The sequence below is a fragment of the Crocinitomicaceae bacterium genome (assembly GCA_016708105.1).
In the GTDB taxonomy this organism is placed as follows: Bacteria; Bacteroidota; Bacteroidia; order Flavobacteriales_D; family Crocinitomicaceae; genus JADJGJ01.
In genome coordinates this window covers 1,624,146-1,645,815 of sequence record JADJGJ010000001.1, presented here as the reverse complement: position 1 = coordinate 1,645,815, position 21,670 = coordinate 1,624,146, and the positions used below count along the sequence as shown (strand labels likewise).

General features: G+C 39.5%; 13 protein-coding genes, 2 tRNA genes and 3 rRNA genes. 7 read left to right on the top strand and 11 right to left on the bottom strand.

Features of this window, described 5'->3' with window-relative positions:
- The first annotated feature begins 51 nt into the window (after positions 1-51).
- Both IPH66_07185 and IPH66_07180 read left to right on the top strand, forming a co-directional pair.
- Positions 52-336 (top strand): transposase, encoded by a 285-nt coding sequence (locus tag IPH66_07185; protein ID MBK7129128.1) that lies wholly within the window; start codon positions 52-54, stop codon positions 334-336.
- 2 nt (positions 337-338) lie between these two features.
- The gene (locus tag IPH66_07180; GenBank protein ID MBK7129127.1) at positions 339-1,181 is read left to right on the top strand and encodes an IS3 family transposase; all 843 of its coding nucleotides are present in this window, start codon (positions 339-341) and stop codon (positions 1,179-1,181) included.
- Positions 1,182-1,211: 30 nt separating this feature from the next.
- Here the strand turns inward: IPH66_07180 and IPH66_07175 are convergent, their stop codons facing one another.
- On the bottom strand, positions 1,212-1,637 hold the full coding sequence (locus IPH66_07175; GenBank protein MBK7129126.1) for a hypothetical protein: 426 nt from the start codon (positions 1,635-1,637) through the stop codon (positions 1,212-1,214).
- A gap of 189 nt (positions 1,638-1,826) precedes the next feature.
- On the opposite strand from IPH66_07175, the gene IPH66_07170 reads away from it, so the two are divergent.
- Positions 1,827-2,477: a hypothetical protein gene (locus tag IPH66_07170; GenBank protein ID MBK7129125.1), complete on the top strand. Its 651-nt coding sequence runs from the start codon at positions 1,827-1,829 to the stop codon at positions 2,475-2,477.
- Here the strand turns inward: IPH66_07170 and IPH66_07165 are convergent.
- From IPH66_07165 to IPH66_07145, 5 genes are all read right to left on the bottom strand, one after another.
- Positions 2,472-3,398, bottom strand: coding sequence for an AHH domain-containing protein (locus IPH66_07165; GenBank protein ID MBK7129124.1), 927 nt, complete (start codon positions 3,396-3,398; stop codon positions 2,472-2,474). The two genes, IPH66_07170 and IPH66_07165, sit on opposite strands and share 6 nt — an antisense overlap.
- 53 nt (positions 3,399-3,451) lie before the next feature.
- Positions 3,452-4,015, bottom strand: coding sequence for a transposase (locus IPH66_07160; protein ID MBK7129123.1), 564 nt, complete (start codon positions 4,013-4,015; stop codon positions 3,452-3,454).
- 123 nt (positions 4,016-4,138) lie between these two features.
- A complete protein-coding gene (locus tag IPH66_07155; GenBank protein ID MBK7129122.1) occupies positions 4,139-5,077 on the bottom strand; it encodes a hypothetical protein in 939 nt (312 codons plus the stop codon).
- A gap of 51 nt (positions 5,078-5,128) precedes the next feature.
- Entirely contained in the window at positions 5,129-8,623 is a 3,495-nt protein-coding gene (locus IPH66_07150; GenBank protein MBK7129121.1) for a hypothetical protein, read from the bottom strand.
- On the bottom strand, positions 8,524-10,746 hold the full coding sequence (locus IPH66_07145) for a fibronectin type III domain-containing protein (GenBank protein ID MBK7129120.1): 2,223 nt from the start codon (positions 10,744-10,746) through the stop codon (positions 8,524-8,526). The genes IPH66_07150 and IPH66_07145 overlap by 100 nt, the downstream gene beginning before the upstream one ends.
- A 227-nt stretch (positions 10,747-10,973) precedes the next feature.
- Between IPH66_07145 and IPH66_07140 the strand changes: the two genes are divergently transcribed.
- Together IPH66_07140 and IPH66_07135 are read left to right on the top strand one after the other, a co-directional pair.
- A complete protein-coding gene (locus IPH66_07140; GenBank protein ID MBK7129119.1) occupies positions 10,974-11,477 on the top strand; it encodes a helix-turn-helix domain-containing protein in 504 nt (167 codons plus the stop codon).
- Between the two features lie 65 nt (positions 11,478-11,542).
- Positions 11,543-12,022: an IS630 family transposase gene (locus IPH66_07135; protein MBK7129118.1), complete on the top strand. Its 480-nt coding sequence runs from the start codon at positions 11,543-11,545 to the stop codon at positions 12,020-12,022.
- Positions 12,023-12,370: 348 nt separating this feature from the next.
- Here the strand turns inward: IPH66_07135 and rrf are convergent.
- The 5 genes from rrf to IPH66_07110 form a co-directional block, all read right to left on the bottom strand.
- Positions 12,371-12,484: ribosomal RNA gene (rrf, locus tag IPH66_07130) — 5S ribosomal RNA — on the bottom strand.
- Positions 12,485-12,611: 127 nt separating this feature from the next.
- Positions 12,612-15,486 (bottom strand): 23S ribosomal RNA (locus tag IPH66_07125).
- A 174-nt stretch (positions 15,487-15,660) separates the two neighbouring features.
- Positions 15,661-15,737, bottom strand: a tRNA-Ala gene (locus IPH66_07120).
- Between the two features lie 66 nt (positions 15,738-15,803).
- Positions 15,804-15,877, bottom strand: a tRNA-Ile gene (locus IPH66_07115).
- 475 nt (positions 15,878-16,352) lie between these two features.
- Positions 16,353-17,873: ribosomal RNA gene (locus IPH66_07110) — 16S ribosomal RNA — on the bottom strand.
- Together the 16S, 23S and 5S rRNA genes with 2 tRNA genes alongside form the textbook arrangement of a ribosomal RNA operon.
- A 497-nt stretch (positions 17,874-18,370) precedes the next feature.
- Between IPH66_07110 and IPH66_07105 the strand changes: the two genes are divergently transcribed.
- Together IPH66_07105 and IPH66_07100 are read left to right on the top strand one after the other, a co-directional pair.
- Positions 18,371-20,935 (top strand): DNA translocase FtsK, encoded by a 2,565-nt coding sequence (locus IPH66_07105; GenBank protein MBK7129117.1) that lies wholly within the window; start codon positions 18,371-18,373, stop codon positions 20,933-20,935.
- Between the two features lie 42 nt (positions 20,936-20,977).
- Entirely contained in the window at positions 20,978-21,619 is a 642-nt protein-coding gene (locus IPH66_07100) for an outer membrane lipoprotein carrier protein LolA (protein ID MBK7129116.1), read from the top strand.
- Positions 21,620-21,670 lie beyond the last annotated feature (51 nt).

The window sequence follows — 21,670 nt, the reverse complement described above, 5'->3', positions numbered from 1 at the left end:
CCAAATTTAAGAACACTGGTCTAATTTGAAAAAATAACTAAATTCAAATCTATGACCTCAAGAAGAAAGAGAAGGAACTTCAACCCGGAGTTCAAAGTAAAAGTAGTTCTGGAAGCTCTGAAAGAACGAGAATCAATTCAGCAACTCGCTCAGAAGTATGAAATTCATCCAAATCAGATTACTGCCTGGAAACAAGAATTTGTAAAAAATGCGGCGTGTATTTTTTCATCTGACCAAAAAGATACAGCGATGAGTGATAAAGATCGCGAAAATCTGTTAGCGCGCATTGGACAACTTCTGGTGGAAAATGACTTTTTAAAAAAAAGTCTCTCCTAGAAATGAGTATTGATCAACGCAGGATGATAGTTGAAAAGTCACATCCAAAACTTTCAATCAGAAGGCAGTGCCAACTTTTAGAAATATCGCCATCGAGTTTGTATTACAAACCAAAAGGCGAATCACAATTAAACTTGTTTTTAATGAAAAAAATTGATGAACAATACCTGAATAAACCTTTTTGGGGAGTTCCACGAATGACACGTTGGTTGAGAGAGCACGGCTACCGAGTGGACAAAAAAAGAATCGGCAGACTTTATAAATTATTGGATTTGAAAGCCATTGTTCCTGGGCCACACACATCAAAATCCCATCCACATCATTTTAAATATCCTTATCTGCTCAGAAATTTAAAAATCGAAAAATCGAATCAGGTTTGGGCCACTGACATTACCTGTATTCCAATGAAAACCGGCTACCTATATCTGTCGGCAATTATGGATTTGCACAGTCGTTTTATAGTTGGCTGGAGCTTGTCAAACACAATGGAAGCGTCATGGTGCACGGCAGTGATGAAAGATGCGATCGCGCGTCATGGTAAACCTCAAATTGTAAATACTGATCAGGGATCGCAATACACTTCTTCAGAACACACTGAACTTTTAAAACAAAATGACATCAAAATTTCAATGGATGGAACGGGAAGAGCCATTGACAATATTTTTATCGAACGCTTTTGGAGAACGCTCAAATACGAGCACTTAAAGTTCAAAGATTACCACAACGGTATTGAACTTTACAAGGTGATCGAGGAATTTATGAACGATTACAATTTTGATAGGATGCATAGCTCACTTGATTACAAAAGGCCAGCAAATATTTATTCCAAAAATGATGCAGCTTAAAAAAACAATTAATTTTGAACGACCTCTGTTCTAAGAAGTGGGTAAACTATAATCATACTCATCTTTCAATGTTTGATTTAATGATTGGTAAAACTGCTCCTTATTTTCACCATTATTAATCATATTCTTAAACTTCTGCACCCGTTCAGCTTTTGAAATTCCATCATTCGCCCTAAAATAATATCGAAGTTCATCAAAACTTGTAAGATTTGGATTGCTAATATACGCTTTGAATTGGTTATAGAATGAAGTTGTGAAACTTGTGGTTGATGCGTAATTCTTTGTTTCTACAAAAACTTTTACGTTGCCAGTACCTTCAAAGTACATATCGAATCTGAATTTCTCTGAATCATCAATGCCGGCTTCTAGCCTTGTTAAGGTTTTTCCGATAAGACTTGGAGGCGGATTTGCCAAAATTTCTAAACCAAATGCTCCTCCTTTGAATTTTTGAGGCATCGACCACTCGCACTTGATTTTCAGAGGATATCCTCTAGATATATTTGACCAAATTCGAGACTACTCAATGGAGGACAATAATCACCTGAAAAGTAGAAAAAAACTGCCTTCTGATTACGATATTTCGTATGGATAATCGCAAATTAGAAATGGTTGGATATATTCGTAACAATATTAAAGATATTAAACATGCCTCAATATTACATTCTCAAACCTGCAATTGACACCCAAGAAACCGGTCATGCTTTTCCCGCTGTGGAAAGTTATGATGATTATAATTTTAAGGGGTTGAATTCTGTGCATAAATTGAATAGCAGAGAATTTCCAAATTTTGTGCCTGATATAAGATTCAAACTTGCAATGGGAGCAAATCTTTGTGATATGATGGGGCAAGCTACGATTAATGCGAAAGGTTTTTTAGTTTCTGAAAAGCTCAAATCAATTATTGAACATGCAAATACGGTTCCTTGTAGGTTCTACAATGCTACTATTGAGGCAAAAGGAGATTTACACAATTATTATTGGGTTCATTTTGTTTGGGAAGAAGGCAAACATTTTGTCGATTATGAAAGATCGGATTTTTTCGCCAAAAGACTTTCGAAAAATTTAGGAAAAGTGAATGTCACTTGCGAAGAAGATATAATGTTGCGCAGAAATGAATTTGACGTTGCCACAATAATTGATTTTAATGAAATTACATTGGTTAATATTAATCTGGACTTATTTGTGATTAATTATTTCACTACAATTTATATTAGTGATTCTTTTTATCAAAGACTATCGAACGAAAATATTTCAGGTATTCAGACGGAAAAGGCTTCGAAAATAAAATTCTTATAAACCTAAGTCTAACATATTAATCCTGCCAGAAGTAGAATTAATCGTGTTCCGAATCTCACTCGTAATAATATCTAAAAATTCTTTCGCTTGTTGAGTTGTGAAATTCGGAGTCACCTCTGACCAATCATCCAAAGCTTGCCTTATTTGATTAGTATAATTCGGATGTGGTCCATGTCGCCCCAGCCCTGTTTTACTTGAATATTTATCCAATGCCATTCCGTTGTCAATGCTGTTAAAATTAAATCCACCTTCAACTGCTTTTTTGACAACATCATTCTCTTTTAATAACTGAACAGGTATGATATGATGCGCTTCTTGACCGGGAAGAATGCCAGGAATATTTTGGCGAAGGATACCACGATTTTTAATCGCATTTTGGACAAGTTCATTTCCATATGAAGTTGCATTCTCAACAAAATTTATTGTATTTCCGTTCTGAACAAATCCGGCGCCGGTAATAATTTCACCTGAAGATGTTTTAACCGTTATGCCTGAAATTGGTGTAGTACCACCGGAACCCGTTGCTGTGAAGAAATCATCACCAATCTCGAATATTTCGTCTCCACCCTCTTTTACAAATTTCCCGATTTCAACTCCTGATGGTGAAAGAACACGAACATAGTCATCTACATACTCATAAGTCAGATTCAAATGATTCCAATCGTTGGATATAGATTTGATAAGCGGAAAGTTCTTGGCTATTTGATCCACATACTCCACCTCCCTAACAAACACCCCACCATCCCCCGTGAGTCGCACAACCTCCAGATCTCCTGAAACAAGTTCTCCCGTTCCTTGTTTTGTATAGTAGATGTTTTCAAATTCGTGAATAACATCAACATTTTCTGGTGAGTCAAGCCAACGAATTTCTTCTAATCTAATGGCATCAGTTCCATCTTCCCCCGCTGGCGCGAGCGTCACGCTCGTGCCTCACGCAAATGCCCGACCAAAACGAAAGCTCCAATTTCATTAAATCATTTTTCAATTTTTGAACCTATAATGTCTATTTCAACAACAGTGTCATCTCCAAAATAATTTCTTGCACTGCTGTATCTCCAATCAATCGCATTGAACACTAATCCCTCTTCAACCGGGTTATTATGAATGTAATCAAATTTTTGTTTGATGACTTTGTTACTGTATAATTCAATTGGTATATTATCATGTTGCCAAACTTGAAATTTTTCAACATTTGATTTTGTAGATCCAGCTTCCTCAAACATTTTTAGCAGATATTCTTTTCTGCTCTCACGTGGGTTTTCTTTTATTGATTTGATTAACATCCTAGATGTGTTACCTTTAAAATCCCGTATCAAACCACTTGGATCTTCATTTTTAGAACGAAATATCATGTGTACATGATTTGGCATTATGCAGTAACAAAATAATTCAAGTCCTTTGTTTTTGCGACAATATTTAATACTGTCAATCAGAATTTCAAAATAGATTTCTCTCGTAAAAATATCCACCCAGTTGACAGTTGCAAAACTTATAAAATAGGCAGCCTCAGGTTTATGAAAACGATATTTAGTACTCATTGAAGGGGCAAATATAAATTCTATAGTTGAAATTCTAATAAGGCTTACGTAAGGCACGAGCGTGACGCTCGTGCCAGCGGGGGGGTTGCGGAATTATAGAAGAAGAAATGGCATAAACTCCACTTAAGAATTGCGCTCTAATTCATACAAGTTCCCTAAAGTGTCCAAACAATAAATTTTACCCTCTTTTATTTGTAAATTTTCTTTTCCTCCCTTAAGTTGTTGATGCTGTTTTTTGTCAAAATCAAATTCGTAGTAATCTTCTATATGTAATGTTTTTGGATTGAATACACCAACAATGTTTGTATTGGCTATAAAATAATGCAGTCCCTCAGATACTACATCAACACCAATGTAGTTTATATCTGATTCACGACCAACTCTTTTCCACTCCTCTTTAAGATCCATTTTTCGAAGCACCGTGCCGCTCTCAGCATCCACCTCAAGAAACGTATAACCATATATTCCTTGAAAAATATTTGAACCATTTATTTGTTGTAGGTTACGAGCCACGTGGGCATCTTTTAAAAAAGCTCTTACTTCTCCTTTTTCAATATCCAAAAAAAGTACATCCCCGTTTGTCATCGTAATAACTAAAACATTTTGACAAAGACCACAAAAATCTGCAACTTGATAGGGCTTTTCGATTGGACCATCGTGCCAAGTGCCGAGGATGGACAACTGATACGTGCTAAGGATTTTATTATTACAAATTTCTCTTGTTACCACAAAATTAGAATCACCCAAACCCAAGATGACCTTATTATCAAATATATGTTTACCAAAACTATGTGAATCACAAATGAGACAATTCAACAATTTATCATAAATCGCATAACTCCTTGGATTTTTTTTATATGTCAGTACATAGTTATCTATAATATCTAGAATACTTTCATTAATTAAACTATTACCTGATTTTAAAAATGCGTTATTTAGACTATCGGTAATTACTATTTCATCATTAAATTTCAATAGTCTATCTGCATCCGAAATCTTTAAAATAGTTTTATCCGAATTAAAATCTTTAATCTTTATCCGACTTTCAACATATGTTTCCATTATTATCGAAAAAAAACTAACGTGATTTTTTATTGAGTTTATTTGTAACATTTAAAAAACTTCTATGAAACTAAATATTGCGTGATTTTCTGAAATGGTTGTACTTTCCATCATCGTTTTTAAGTCTTCCCAATCATCAATGAAATCAACACCATTTTCTTGTTTGATACTTTTAAACAAACTAGGATTAGCACCAAATATCTCTTGGGCATTATTTTTAATCATATTCTTAAACTTCTGCACCCGTTCAGCTTTTGAAATTCCATCATTCGCCCTAAAATAATATCGAAGTTCATCAAAACTTGTAAGATTTGGATTGCTAATATACGCTTTGAATTGGTTATAGAATGAAGTTGTGAAACTTGTGGTTGATGCGTAATTCTTTGTTTCTACAAAAACTTTTACGTTGCCAGTACCTTCAAAGTACATATCGAATCTGAATTTCTCTGAATCATCAATGCCGGCTTCTAGCCTTGTTAAGGTTTTTCCGATAAGACTTGGAGGCGGATTTGCCAAAATTTCTAAACCAAATGCTCCTCCTTTGAATTTTTGAGGCGCCTGTAAAAATTCATCGAAATACTCAAGTGTCCCAGGAATTAGGTTTCCATTTGAACCTCTTGTTACCGTAAAAAAAGTTTCAATGTCTTGTATTAACTGATTATATGACTTAACGTTGATTACACTCTGGTGGTTCAGAAAGTATACCAGTTTATTCTTGAGGATACTTTCAGACCCATATCTTCCCAGTCTTTTCTGGTTTGATCCAGCAAAAAGAATCAAGTCACTGAGAAAGTTCTGAGCAATTGACTTAGTAAATAGAGTATTTAGAAGATCGAGTGCTCCATTATCGAAAACCTCCACCTCCCTAACAAACACCCCACCATCCCCCGTGAGTCGCACAACCTCCAGATCTCCTGAAAGAAGTTCTCCCGTTCCTTGTTTTGTATAGTAGATGTTTTCAAATTCGTGAATAACATCAACATTTTCTGGTGAGTCAAGCCAACGAATTTCTTCTAATCTAATGGCATCAGTTCCATCTTCAATTACATCTGCAATTTGATATTGAACAGACGCACCGGACTTGACAAACAACTTGTTTCCTTGACTTACATTCAGACTCACATTTGACCAATCGCTCAAATATTTGCTATGTCCATGAACCTTAACTTGCAACAAAGCTGATTCCCAAAAAGCATTGAAAATGGCATCTCCTTGACTAAAAATTGTACTTGGGGAATTTCGGAGTGTTTCTACCAAATTCTGAATACCAACTTTAAAATCTGTATAGACCTCTGATGTAGGTGATTTGAGTTTCAGTTCTTGACTGAGTTTGGATTTTTGTATTGTGTATATTTTACAACCAGCCTCAGTAACACTGACTGTAATCATGGCAGCATCAAGCAAGCCGACAATATTCTCAATGAAACTGTAGACGTTTTGAGCATAATCAGAACCTGATGAAAGTACCTGGTCTTCAAAAAGGGCTAAAGTCAAATCAGCACCATTGGCTAACAACTCTACATACAGAAGAGGTCCGGGATTCATTGTTACGACTGAGAATAGTATTGCTGCTGCATCAACAACAACCCTGACAGCTGTCCATGATTGAATAGTTTCTTGTCTATTGATTAACCAGTACGCCCATACAGCAGGAACAACCAACTCTTCCCCTACCTCAATTTGTTCACTAGTTTGAAGATTTGTAAATTGATAATTCTCAGTAAACTTTATACGGACAAATTCAAACGGGTCTCCTTCATATCTGAATATGGTTGAGCCACCGTTATCACTGCTTACATAACTAATGCGCACATCAGTTCCAATTCTTGCTGCGTCAATGATTTTATTTTGATCAGCATCTGGCTTATAGATGAGTAAAAATTTTGTTGGTTTGATGCCACCCGGATTATAGATTTGTGGTCCTGGCCATTCGCTGAGTTCTGCAGGTGCACTGCGTTGGTTTAGGATGAATAAACATACGTTCATCATAAAAAATTCGCTGTTTGCCCCGTTAATCTCATCATATAGTTCCCAGAATAGTTGATAGTTGTTTTGAGACAAATCCTCCAACAATCTATCAGATGAACTCAGCGGTGTTGTCCGAATTAAATCAACAAGCAATGATTCTTTTGAAGTTGAAACTGTCCATTCACCGTGTCGGCGCAAAATATTCATGCGAACATCGTAGGGCAATGTTTTAAGAATACACTCCTTCATGTATGGATCAAACAACGACAGAAAGATTGGTATATAAGAAATGGGCAGCGATGCCAAATCTTCTGAATTATCCTGAACTGGAGTTATCAGACGAACTAAATAATCCAGAGAACCATAGAAGTACTTAAAGAAATTGGATTCAATAGATTGTGAATAGTGCTGCTGATATTCGTCATGGGGATTATCGGCAATAATTACCGGCTCTATATAAAGTGCATCTAGTTGATGTAAATCACTTAAATAGGTCTCTGTTAGTTGATTTAAAATGTCTGACTGAATTTGATTCTCCGCATTACCGATTATATCATTCAAACAAAGTAAATTCTGAGGGTTTTCATGAAGACTATAAGCTGCGCTAAAGGCGTAAATTGCATCAAGTCCGCACACGGATTCAAAATTTGAAATTGATTTAAAGAAGGCAAGCTCTTCTGGAGTTAATTCAGAAGAAAATTGAACGCCAACTTCAATTGCCTGAGATTCATTTATTAAAAATGGAGCAAAATAGGTGATATCTTTTAAACTTCCTCCAGCATAATATGGAGGAGTAAAATCAGGCAAGTTTATTTGGCTTTCGAAGTATGATGTGGGAAACACTTTGAAAACGATGTCACCATTTTGAATACAAGGAATTCCGCAAAGTACGCTGGTAAAAAGCGGAGCAGAAGTGTTTTGAAAATCTAGATTCTGACTGAAATTATCATGATAGTATTTCGAATGATCGATATCAGCCCAATACCCTAAGAAATCAGGACTATTCAGACTTCTTATCGCAACATATAGGGTGTCGTTATACTTGAATCCACCAACCGTTCCAATGGGTAGATGCTCGTTTGTTTTTTTCCACTCGTCTTCTGCAGTAATAAAAAATATCTGTTGCAGTTTATCGTCAAACGTGATAGGATTTCCGGAAACAGATAAAAAGGAAAGTTGACCTAAACTATTTCTAAAGGGATTTAACTTTTCAAGATTTACAAGGGCAGCAGACTCCCCCCCCTCCTCATCATCCAAAAACGAAAACGCCGGAAGCGGTGAGTGAATGTGTTGCCACTGTTTTTGTGTGAGGTGTGTCCCCCCCGAGTAGTCTAGCAGGTTGGTGGTAGTGCCTTGCGCAATTTGAGGGAAGGTGTGTTCCAATGAAAAAATTCCGTGAGCTAATTCATGGGCGGCGGTGATGGCGTTTTCTCCGGTTTTTAAAAATCCAAGTGCTTTGCCGCGCACCATGTAGCCTTCTAGTTCGGCCTCGTAAAATTCTGGTATAATGAATAGGTAATATTTGTTTTGATGATCGGCTGAATCACTCTCAAAATATTGCTCACGCAGCAAGCGCATTTCATCTGAATAGTGTGACACCAAACTGATATCACCGTTCTGAAGTTTACCGTCAGCGTTGAGATCCTGGTAGTTGAGTTGTAATTTTCTGCTATGGTTACGTTGAATGTTACGTTTGCCTGTGCGTAAATTTCGTTGAGTTGATTTTCTATGTTTTCTATCTGTGAAAGTGTCGCTCCGTTAACCGGAACAAGCACCACATCAAATGAAATTTCTTCCAATACTTTCACCCATAATTTTCCAATGCGCAGTTCATTATCTTTTGCGTAAACGTAGCATGAACTGCTCATGCCATCAAGCAGAATTTTGTAGGTAGTGTCATTGATTTCTTCTGCGGTGAGTTGTCTCTCTGATCCGTTTTCAAGTGCAACAAAACTTAAACCGCTAAGTTGATTTTCACTTTTGATGCTTGCAATGACATAATCACTTTGATCAGGAGCCAGAGATTTATAGGCAACAAAATAATTAGTAGAATCAAGCAAGCGAATCACTTCATAATTACTGATCCATGCTGCGTATTCTTTTTTATCAAAACCAAATTCTTGTTCATCGTACACTTCAAAATCTATGCGATAATCTTTGGTGGCGGCAAGATAATCTGAACTGTAAACCAAAGTACTCACCACGCTATAAGTGCCGTCAGCATTAAAGGTGTAGATCATGCCTTCGTCATCTTGAATAATGATGGGTTCACCGTTTTGAAAATTAAAACTCTGGGCAACTCCATCAACCCAAACGGTAATTGAAGTAGAATCATTCCATGAAAAATCAGTGATGGTTCCATCAACAAAATAATCGGGCTGCGGAATCACGTTTTCATAAATCCACTGATCCATGCCTTGGGTAATGGCTTCCACTTTTCCGCTTCGTACCATCAGATATTCATCCACCAGAATATCATCAAATTTTACGCGCAGATTAATGAGCGCAAATCCAACTTGAATTTTTCCCGTTCCGCTATAATGTCCGGGTTGTAAAACAGGATCAAGTGGTTGAATATCGGTGACCAACATTTCAAATTGACCAATGGTAAAAGTCATGCCGGCTATGGCGTTGGTAAGTGGTGTGATGGTTGCATCAAGGGGTGGTGTGGTGGTGCTTCCGCAAGCATAATCAGGTACAGGTTGTGTAGTGAAAACTGAAACATTGCTCCACTCACTTTCAAAATCATCATCAATGCAACCTTTCACTCTGCACTCATATTGTGTAGCTGGTTCAAGCTGATAAATTTTTAATTCACCCGTTGTTGATTCATACGGAAACCACACGTAATTTGGATTTCCGGTTTTGCGCAGCTCTAATTTATAGTGTGTAAAAGTTGATGAGACATTCCACCACGCATACCCCACGCGGGTTCCAATGCCGTTTGAGTTTAATGTGAGTGTGATACCATCGGCTACAGATGATGCAATATTCCCGTAGGTAAATGTGCAGACAGATGAATAACCATTGTTTCTAAAAAAATCATGTCCATCCATATCCTGCGCGCGAACTCTCCAGGCGTAAGACATACCAATTTGCAACTGCGGTTCGGTGATGCTGTAATTGATAAAAGTTTGATTGGTAATTTGCATGAAAATGGGCAGAGAAGAATTCACTACCTGATTGGGGTCAGCACCATCGGGGCGAATTTCAAAAAGCTCAAACACGTATTGCGTTCCGCTGCTGTTGATAGAATTCATGTGAAGCGGCGACCACGAAAAAACTATTTGCTGCGGATCAGTGGGTGAAATTTCATTACCACAAAAAGGAGTATTCAAAAGCGGAGGATCATTGAGCGAAAACCAAACCTGGGTACATGCATTGGGTCCTGACAAAACTGGTTGATTGGGATTAGTGAAATCAATTACTTCAACACAAATCATGCATGGCCCCTCGGGCAGTGTCTTGTGCAATTGATACTGCGTTTGATCAATACCTGAAAAAATTAAATTCTCAGTTGAAAGATAAGGTGCCAGATCACTGCCCGATATTTCAACCGGCACACCCGGAGACAAAGTGGTAGATGGTAAATTTAGAAGAGATGAAGTGGTGATACTGTATCCATTTCCTTCAAACTTAAATCGCAATTTCACCTGATAAGATGGAACAGAAAAATCAGTGAGCGTCAAAAAAATTCTCATCTGATTACTCATCGGATCAGCATAATCAGGCAGATAACTTGTATGCGGGGCACTAACCTGAACAAAAGTTTGAACGGGGTAGGTTTGGGAAAATCCTTTTTGTGAAAAGATAAAAAAGGAAATAATACCATTAGCTATTATAGAATAGTCTGATATTAACAAGTAAATTGTCAATATCTTTTCTTGAACTATATTAGACTAATGTATATATGCTATATATTTGAGGTATGGCAAATGCACTCTCTATTACGGTGAAAGAATCGCTTAAGGACTTAAGAAGTCTCTTAAAAAAATCTGCAGACCACCACGGTCCGAAAATAAAAATGCTTATTGAGATCAAGCGTTCTGATCGAGCATTAGGCAAGAATGAATTAGCGGAACTGATAGGTGTAAATCACAACAGTATTCAGACATGGCGGACTAAATATCAAAAGGGCGGTATATCCAAATTATTAAAGGATGGTAGAATTGGATTTAAGCCCTCCATAATAAGTAAGTCTGTGCATAAGAAAATTAAATTGAAGCTTTGTTCAGAGGATGCCGCATTTTCAAGCTACAAACAATTACATGCGTGGGTGGAAAATAATTTTATTAAAGGAGTTAATTACAACAGCTTGCGTCATTATGTTAAAAGGCACTTTGGCGCATCGTTAAAAGTACCCCGCAAGAGTCATATTAAAAGGATAAAGAAGCGGTTGCTACTTTTAAAAAAACTTCAAACGAATCTGTAAAGACAAAGTAAAACCACTATTGGGATGCTATAAAAGCATTAATATTTATTATGGGATGAGAGTCGATTTGGACTACTCACAAGAACAGGGCGGGTTCTAACAGCAAAGGGGTAAAACCCGTTTGTACTTATCAACACAAATTCGAAAACACATACCTATATGGAGCATTCTCACCAATAAATGGAGATAGCTTTTTGTTGGAACTGCCTTATTGTAATACAGATTGCTTTCAATATTTTATTCAAGAATTATCAAAGCAGAATCCAAAAGAACTTAAACTAATCGTGCTTGACAACGGAGCCTTCCATAAGGCAAAGAAACTAATCATACCCGAGAATATCATTTTAATTTTTCTGCCGCCTTATAGTCCAGAACTAAACCCCGCCGAGAAAATTTGGTGGCAACTCAAACAAGAGTTCGTTTGCAAATCCTTTAATACCATCGATCAATTGGGCAAACACTTAGCCAAGGTTGTGAGGAGAATAATTACAACAAAAACAGTAAAGAAAATTTGTTCCTTCAAATATTTATTATGCTCTTTTTAGACTAAATTATATTGGCTAATGGTATAATAAATAGTAGAAGATGAATATTAAATATCAAAGAAACTCTCCTTTGACTCCCCATCGCAATGGGGGCAATATTTACTATTTGATCTTTATTCTTCAATGCGCAAATTGATTATCAACAGATTAAAAAAAGTGCGAATTTAGAAAAAACTCCATGCATGCAGCATGGTGATAAAAAGTTTTCTAAAACTTTGATTTGCTGATAAAGGAGATATTTGCATTCCGACTCAAGCAATAGCGGAACGTTGGGACTTAGTGCTAAAAAAAAAAATATTTTACGGACAAAAAAAAATCCCCACCAGTAAAACTAGTGGGGATTTAAAAAACCGGCATCAACATACTCTCCCGCCCTTAAAAGGGAAGTACCATCTGCGCAAGTTGGCTTAACTTCTCTGTTCGAAATGGTAAGAGGTGGACCCAACCGCCATAGACACCGAAAACCTTGATTCACCGCAGCCATGGCTTGGGTGAACTTATCCTTTTTGGCAAACACCAAAAGGGATACAATGTTTTTGAATGTGTATTGATAATTATATCGAATACAATCGAAGTAGTGAGCCCGTAACATTATAAGTCTACGGGTAATTAGTACTGCTTGGCTTTTCCCTCACGGGATTTACACCTGCAGCCTATCAACGTTGTCGTCTTCAACGACCCTTAAAAGATATCTCATCTTGAGGCGAGTTTCGTACTTAGATGCTTTCAGCACTTATCTCATCCATACATAGCTACCCTGCGATGCAGCTGGCGCCACAACAGGTACACCAGAGGTATGTCCACCCCCGGTCCTCTCGTACTAGAGGTAGGTCCTCTCAAATATCTAACGCCCACAGTAGATAGGGACCGAACTGTCTCACGACGTTCTGAACCCAGCTCGCGTGCCACTTTAATGGGCGAACAGCCCAACCCTGGGACCTTCTCCAGCCCCAGGATGTGACGAGCCGACATCGAGGTGCCAAACCACTCCGTCGATATGAGCTCTTGGGAGTGATCAGCCTGTTATCCCCGGCGTACCTTTTATCCTTTGAGCGATGGCCCTTCCATGCGGAACCACCGGATCACTATGCTCTACTTTCGTACCTGATCGACTTGTCGGTCTCTCAGTCAAGCACCCTTATGCCATTACACTCTACGCACGGTTACCAAGCGTGCTGAGGGTACCTTTAGAAGCCTCCGTTACTCTTTTGGAGGCGACCACCCCAGTCAAACTACCCACCACACAATGTCTCCCGTATACACGGGATTAGATATCAAGTAATCCAAGGGTGGTATTTCAACGATGACTCCCCGACTCCTAGCGAAGCCGGTTCAAAGTCTCCCACCTATCCTACACATGAATTACCCAATAGCAATGTGAAGCTATAGTAAAGGTGCACGGGGTCTTTCCGTCCCACTGCGGGTAATCGGCATCTTCACCGATACTACAATTTCACCGAGCTCATGGCTGAGACAGTACCCAGATCATTACACCATTCGTGCAGGTCGGAACTTACCCGACAAGGAATTTCGCTACCTTAGGACCGTTATAGTTACGGCCGCCGTTTACTGGGGCTTCAATTCAATGCTTCTCCGAAGATAACATCTCCTCTTAACCTTCCAGCACCGGGCAGGTGTCAGACCCTATACTTCATCTTTCGATTTCGCAGAGTCCTGTGTTTTTGATAAACAGTTGCTGGGCCTATTCACTGCGGCTGATATCGCTACCAGCGTCTCTTCTCCCGAAGTTACGAGACCATTTTGCCTAGTTCCTTAGCCATGATTCACTCGAGCACCTTAGGATTCTCTCCTCGACTACCTGTGTCGGTTTATGGTACGGGCACTCAATGCCTGAAGCTTAGAAGATTTTCCTGGAAGTATGTTTAGGGTCATTATCTCCTTGCCTAAAAGGCTCAGAGTACTATCAGGTTCAGCTCTTGGGTGGATTTTCCTGCCCAATCAACGCCTACACCCTTTAACGCACTATTCCGTCAGTGCGCAGACCTTTCACTCCTCCGTCCCTCCTTCGCAACATCAAGTGGTACTGGAATATTAACCAGTTTGCCATCGGTTTCTCCCTTCGGATGAACCTTAGGACCCGACTAACCCTCAGACGATTAACGTGGCTGAGGAAACCTTAGTCTTACGGTGAGCAGGTTTCTCGCCTGCTTTATCGTTACTTATGCCTACATTTGCTTTTCCATACACTCCACCATACCTCACGATACGGCTTCTACGCAGAATGGAATGCTCCCCTACCAGATATATTGCTATAAATCCACAGCTTCGGTAGTACACTTATGCCCGATTATTATCCACGCACGATCGCTCGACTAGTGAGCTGTTACGCACTCTTTAAATGAATGGCTGCTTCCAAGCCAACATCCTAGCTGTCAATGCAATCGAACAACGTTAGATCAACTTAGCGTACATTTTGGGACCTTAGCCGATGGTCTGGGTTCTTTCCCTCTCGGACGCTGACCTTAGCACCCGCGCCCTCACTCCCGAGTATATATTGCAGCATTCGGAGTTTGTCAGGGTTTGGTAGGCGGTGAAGCCCCCTAGCCCTATCAGTAGCTCTACCTCTGCAATACTCAACCTCGAGGCTGCACCTAAATGCATTTCGGGGAGTACGAGCTATTTCCCAGTTTGATTGGCCTTTCACCCCTACCCTCAAGTCATCCGAAAACTTTTCAACGTTTACCAGTTCGGTCCTCCACCCCGTTTTACCGAGGCTTCAACCTGCTCAAGGGTAGATCACAAGGTTTCGCGTCTACTCCCGTTAACTTTTTCGCCCTATTCAGACTTGCTTTCGCTTCGGCTCCGAGCCTTAAACTCTTAACCTTGCTAACGAGAAGTAACTCGTAGGCTCATTATGCAAAAGGCACGCCGTCATCCTTACAGACTCCGACCGCTTGTAAGCATACGGTTTCAGGTTCTATTTCACTCCGTTATTCACGGTGCTTTTCACCTTTCCCCTCACGGTACTTGTTCTCTATCGGTCTCTCAGGAGTATTTAGCCTTACCAGATGGTTCTGGCAGTTTCAGACAGGATTTCACATGTCCCGCCTTACTCAGGATACTGCTAGGTATACAAACTATTTCAATTACAGGGCTATCACCTTCTTTGGCCAAATTTTCCAATTTGTTCTTCTATAATTTATATGTCCACAACGCAGTCCTACAACCCCAGTATTGCCGAAACAACACTGGTTTGGGCTGTTTCCCTTTCGCTCGCCGCTACTCAGGAAATCACTCTTGTTTTCTCTTCCTCCGGGTACTTAGATGTTTCAGTTCTCCGGGTTTGCGCTATTGCGATATGTCTTCAACATATCAGGTTTCCCCATTCGGAAATCTACGGGTCAAAAGTTGTTTGCACCTAACCGTAGCTTATCGCAGCTTATCACGTCCTTCATCGCCTCTGAGAGCCAAGGCATCCACCGTATGCCCTTAGTAACTTATTAATGTCATTTTTCCTTTGGTTTTATCCAAAAGTGACTCACTACTTCAATCAATATTCAATATTTCAAAGAACTTTCTCTGGATTTCACCAGAATTGCAATCCTTAAACCGGTTCTCACCGTCTAAAAATCTTTTCTTTTTTCCTTCTTTTACAAAACACCCGTTGGTGATTTGTCTGGTGGAGAATGTCGGAGTCGAACCGACGACCTCCTGCGTGCAAGGCAGGCGCTCTAGCCAGCTGAGCTAATCCCCCGATAGTTCAGAGTGAGTGTGAGTGAACAGAGTGAGATATCTCACTCCTCGCTCTCACGCTGAGTTGTAGTCCCGAGCGGAGTTGAACCGCTGACCTCTACATTATCAGTGTAGCGCTCTAACCAACTGAGCTACGGGACTATTTTCTAATCTTCATAGCTCACTCAATTAGCTCGCTGACCTCTACTTCCGATAACTATCGGAACAGTGTAGCGCTCTAACCTCCCGATCAATATCGGGGTGAGCTACGGGACTATTTTCTAATCTTCATAGCTCACATTAATTAGCTCGCTGACCTCTAATTCCGATAGCAATCGGAACAGTGTAGCGCTCTAACCTCCCGATCAATATCGGGGTGAGCTACGGGACTATTTTCTAATCTTCATAGCTCACATTAATTAGCTCGCTGACCTCTAATTCCGATAGCAATCGGAATAACTATCGGAACAGTGTAGCGCTCTAACCTCCCGATCAATATCGGGGTGAGCTACGGGACTATTATATTCTCTCCCGTATGCTTTGTCGCTCTCCCTCATTCTCTTTATGCGGGAGGGGTAATATCACAAAAATTGAAGCAGAAACAGCAGTGTCTGATCAGTGTCGATCTGATCTCTAGAAAGGAGGTGTTCCAGCCGCACCTTCCGGTACGGCTACCTTGTTACGACTTAACACCAGTTACTGGTTTTACCCTAGGCAGCTCCTTACGGTTACCGACTTTAGGTACTCCCAACTTCCATTGTTTGACGGGCGGTGTGTACAAGGCCCGGGAACGTATTCACCGCGCCATGGCTGATGCGCGATTACTAGCGATTCCAGCTTCACGAAGTCGAGTTTCAGACTTCGATCCGAACTGAGACGAGTTTTTGAGATTTGCATCCTCGCGGGGTAGCTGCCCTCTGTACTCGCCATTGTAGCACGTGTGTGGCCCAGACGTAAGGGCCATGATGACTTGACGTCGTCCCCACCTTCCTCGCGGCTTGCGCCGGCAGTTTTCTTAGAGTCCCCGACTTTACTCGCTGGTAACTAAGAATAGGGGTTGCGCTCGTTGCGGGACTTAACCCAACACCTCACGGCACGAGCTGACGACAGCCATGCAGCACCTCGCAAATTGTCCGAAGAACGACTGATTTCTCAATCTGTCAAAATGCGTTCAAGTCCTGGTAAGGTTCCTCGCGTATCATCGAATTAAACCACATGCTCCACCGCTTGTGCGGGCCCCCGTCAATTCCTTTGAGTTTCAATCTTGCGATCGTACTCCCCAGGTGGATTACTTATCACTTTCGCTTAGTCCCCGACCGTATATCGCCGAGAACGAGTAATCATAGTTTACAGCGTGGACTACCAGGGTATCTAATCCTGTTCGCTCCCCACGCTTTCGTGCATGAGCGTCAATATTAGTTTAGTAAGCTGCCTTCGCTATCGGTGTTCTGTGTAATATCTAAGCATTTCACCGCTACACTACACATTCCGCCTACTTCAACTATATTCAAGTATAGCAGTATCAATGGCAGTTCCTTCGTTGAGCGAAGGGATTTCACCACTGACTTACTTTACCGCCTGCGCACCCTTTAAACCCAATGATTCCGGATAACGCTTGGACCCTCCGTATTACCGCGGCTGCTGGCACGGAGTTAGCCGGTCCTTATTCCTTTGGTACCGTCAGCCCCCTACACGTAGAGGGGTTTCTTCCCAAATAAAAGCAGTTTACAACCCATAGGGCATTCTTCCTGCACGCGGCATGGCTGGTTCAGAGTTGCCTCCATTGACCAATATTCCTCACTGCTGCCTCCCGTAGGAGTCTGGACCGTGTCTCAGTTCCAGTGTGGGGGATAACCCTCTCAGGCCCCCTACTGATCGTCGCCTTGGTGAGCCATTACCTCACCAACTAGCTAATCAGACGCATACTCATCTTATACCGCCGTAGCTTTAACTATAATATGATGCCATATCACAGTGTTATGGGATATTAATCCGAATTTCTCCGGGCTATCTCCCTGTATAAGGTAAATTGTATACGCGTTACGCACCCGTGCGCCGGTCGCCGCCAATGTATTGCTACACCGCGCTGCCCCTCGACTTGCATGTGTTAGGCCTGCCGCTAGCGTTCATCCTGAGCCAGGATCAAACTCTCCATAGTATAAAGATTTGATTTTTGTTTAGATCTTATTTATGCGATCTCTACCTCTCAGACTTTTGCTGTTTCTATCTTGCTTCAATCTTTCAAAGAACTTATTTCGGTAAGGTAAAACTATTCTTAACCCCTTATTTATTCTCCCATTTCGTTCAACGGGAGCGCAAAGGTAACCACTTTTTTATTCCCTCCAAATTTATTCAAACTTTTTTTTAAATATTTTTTCGCTTATCTACTTAACTCCTTATATATCAAATCTAAAAAAAATTGATTTTTTTTTGAATTCTTCAGAAGAACTGTACAAGATATAGCTGATCTTAATTTCTATGACGCTATAATTCCGTTACACAAATGGTTGCCTGATAAAACAATCAAAAGTGACAACAATTAAGCTAAACTAACATAGGCATGTTGAAATGAATCATTCAAGTCAATGAAAGTACAGGCATGGGTTGAGTAATTTCGGAAGTTCATTTACATACGTACAAAGAACTTTCAGCCAAATGAAGAAAAAAGGTAATGAATATTTAGAGCCGAGTGAAACGAGCCCGGATATTCCAATATCTTCAGCAGGTAATGATAAAAAGGAGAAAAAGTCAAGACGCAAAAAAGCTGACGACAAAGAGGGTTTGCAGGAAGATGCTGCAAAAATTAGAAAGGTTAGAAATTTTGATTTATTCTCACCCCTTAGAAAATTGTTTGACAAGGAAAACAGGCGAACCAACTTAACAACAGGTGCATTATTCGTTCTGTTTTCAGTCTACCAATTTTTATCATTTATTTCTTATTTTTTCACATGGAAAGATGACCAGAGTTTGGTATTAAAGGATGGTTTACTTAGTTTCATGTTTAGTGCTTCAGAGACAGAGGTAGCAAATCACCTTGGAAAATTTGGCGCCTGGATATCACACCTCTTTATTTATGAATGGTTTGGCTTGGGATCGTTTTTCTTTCCACTGTTGTTTTTTTGTGGGGGCGTTTTCTTATTATTCAGGATTCAACTTACTGATCTTAGAAAATTAATTAAAAGATCAATAGTTGCAATTTTTGTTAGTTCATTATTTTTTGGATTCTTCACAACACAACAATCTTACCCTTACGGAGGAGCAGTTGGGTATTATTTCAACGTATGGCTAAAATCAGGATTTGGAAATTTTGGAGCATTTCTTTTTCATCTTGTTTTATTATTTATTACCACCGTTCAAATGTTTAACCCAGACTTTAAAAGTATAGCACAACGGCTTGGTCTGATAAAAGAAAAACAAGAAAAAAGATCAACTGAATTAACCGAAGAAAAGACAGACAGTATACCAGATATTGATGTAAAAAATTCAATCACAGAAAATGAATTAATTCCTGAAGAAACATCTTCACCTATTGAACTAACGCCGGAAGAATCAGATGAGATAGAAGACCAGGATGAAAGTGATAGCATACTTGAAATCACTCAAGAAAATACAGAAGAACCAATAATAGAATCAACGGAAGAATTTCAAGTAGAGGTTGCGACACCTGATGAAGTATTGCCAGAAGACTCTTTAGAAGGGCTGAATAAAGATTTTGGAGACTATGACCCAAAACTTGATTTGTCAAGTTACGTTTTACCTTCAGTAGATTTAATGGAGAATTACGGCGGTAATCAACTCCAGATTAATAAGGAAGAATTAGAAGCGAATAAGAACAGAATAGTTGAAGCCTTAGGTTATTACAATATTGAAATAGCCAAGATAAAAGCTACAGTTGGCCCGACAGTAACCTTGTATGAAATAGTTCCGGCCCCCGGCGTGCGTATCTCAAAAATTAAAAATTTATCAGATGATATTGCCCTTAGTTTGGCGGCAAACGGAATACGCATTATTGCACCAATACCTGGCAAAGGAACCATTGGAATTGAAGTTCCAAATTCCAAACCAGACATGGTATCAATGCGTGCGTTGATTGCATCAGAAAAATTTCAAAATACTGACATGGAATTACCTGTAGTAATGGGTAAAACTATCTCAAACGAAACGTTTATGTTTGACCTTGCTAAGGCGCCTCACTTGCTGTGTGCCGGGGCTACAGGTCAGGGGAAATCAGTTGGACTGAATGCTATTTTAGTGTCATTGCTTTATAAAAAACATCCGGCGCAAATAAAATTTGTGATGGTGGATCCAAAAAAAGTAGAGCTCACGCTGTACCAAAAAATAGAAAAACATTTTCTTGCCAAATTGCCGGATTCAGAAGAAGCAATCATTACGGATACCAGCAAAGTAGTGAACACAATGAAATCACTATGTATTGAAATGGATGAACGTTACGAATTGTTGAAGAATGCAGGAGTAAGAGATATCAAGGAGTACAATAAAAAATTTATATCTCGCAAGTTAAATCCTGAAAAAGGACATCGGTATCTGCCATATATAGTTGTTGTAATTGATGAGTTTGCAGATTTAATAATGACCGCAGGCAAAGAAATTGAACACCCAATTGCCAGATTGGCTCAGCTTGCCCGTGCAATAGGTATTCACCTGATTGTTGCCACGCAACGGCCTTCAGTAAATGTAATAACCGGAATGATAAAAGCAAATTTTCCGGCGCGCATTGCTTTTAAAGTATCTTCTAAAATTGACTCACGCACCATACTTGATCAAACAGGTGCTGATCAATTAATTGGACGTGGAGATATGTTGATTTCATTTGGGAATGATCTCACCCGTTTACAATGTGGATTTGTTGATACTGCCGAGGTAGACAGAATTTGCGATTTCATTGGTGATCAACGAGGGTACCAAAGTGCCTTTTTATTACCAGAATATGTTGGTGAAGAAGGTGATTCAGAATTAGATGTAGACTTGAGTCAAAAAGATACATTGTTTGATGAGTCAGCAAGAATGGTTGTGATGCATCAGCAAGGTTCAGCATCTCTTTTGCAGAGAAAACTGAGTATTGGGTATAATCGCGCAGGTAGAATTATAGATCAACTTGAAGCAGCAGGAGTTATTGGCCCATTTAAAGGAAGTAAAGCCCGAGAAGTATTAATCAGTGACTTACCTTCACTGGAGTTATTTTTACAAAATCTTAAGTGAGGTTTGGCATAATTTTGGATATTTGCAATGAAAATAAATTTTATGAAATCTACCGTTGCATTTTTACTGCTCATATTAACTGCAGGATTCAGTTTTGGACAAGATGAAAAAGCCAAAAAAATTCTTGATGAAATCAGCGTTAAAACCAAAGCTTACGAAACCATGATTTTTGAATTTACCGTTGTGGTAGCAGCGCCCGGTCAGGATGCCATTACTCAAAACGGAAAAGTTTATATCAAAGGTGAAAAATATTTTCTAAGCTTGCCTGAACAAGAAATTTATTGCGATGGAGAAACTATTACAACCTATTTGATCAATGATAATGAATGCTACACGCGCTCAGTTGAAGATGTTGAAGAAGGAGAAATTGTTTCACCAAGCCAGTTACTCACCGTGTGGGAAGAAGGCTATAAATACAAATACATTCAAGAAACAACATACGCAGATAGACCAGCGCATGAGATTCATTTATATCCAAAAGATCCAGCTGATAGTAAATTTCACACCATCATTTTAAAAATTGATATTGAAAAAATGGAAGTAGTTTTTTTCATGGTAAAAGGCAAAGACGGAACCAATACGAAATACAAAATTTCAAAATTTGAAAAAAACACAACTATTTCAGACAGCAAATTTGTATTTGACAAAGCCAAACATCCGGGTGTTGTTTGTCAAGAAGAATAAATTGAAAAATAAAATCTACAAGAAAGTCACTCACTCAATGGGTGACTTTTT

Bases quoted from the DNA above. Each gene is read 5' to 3' on its own strand.
- IPH66_07150 (MBK7129121.1), bottom strand. From the start codon at position 8,623: ATGCGCTTGCTGCGTGAGCAATATTTTGAGAGTGATTCAGCCGATCAT.
- IPH66_07145 (MBK7129120.1), bottom strand. From the start codon at position 10,746: ATGAGAATTTTTTTGACGCTCACTGATTTTTCTGTTCCATCTTATCAG.
- IPH66_07175 (MBK7129126.1), bottom strand. From the start codon at position 1,637: ATGCCTCAAAAATTCAAAGGAGGAGCATTTGGTTTAGAAATTTTGGCA.
- IPH66_07180 (MBK7129127.1), top strand. From the start codon at position 339: ATGAGTATTGATCAACGCAGGATGATAGTTGAAAAGTCACATCCAAAA.
- IPH66_07100 (MBK7129116.1), top strand. From the start codon at position 20,978: ATGAAATCTACCGTTGCATTTTTACTGCTCATATTAACTGCAGGATTC.
- IPH66_07170 (MBK7129125.1), top strand. From the start codon at position 1,827: ATGCCTCAATATTACATTCTCAAACCTGCAATTGACACCCAAGAAACC.
- IPH66_07160 (MBK7129123.1), bottom strand. From the start codon at position 4,015: ATGAGTACTAAATATCGTTTTCATAAACCTGAGGCTGCCTATTTTATA.
- IPH66_07105 (MBK7129117.1), top strand. From the start codon at position 18,371: ATGAAGAAAAAAGGTAATGAATATTTAGAGCCGAGTGAAACGAGCCCG.
- IPH66_07185 (MBK7129128.1), top strand. From the start codon at position 52: ATGACCTCAAGAAGAAAGAGAAGGAACTTCAACCCGGAGTTCAAAGTA.
- IPH66_07140 (MBK7129119.1), top strand. From the start codon at position 10,974: ATGGCAAATGCACTCTCTATTACGGTGAAAGAATCGCTTAAGGACTTA.
- IPH66_07155 (MBK7129122.1), bottom strand. From the start codon at position 5,077: ATGGAAACATATGTTGAAAGTCGGATAAAGATTAAAGATTTTAATTCG.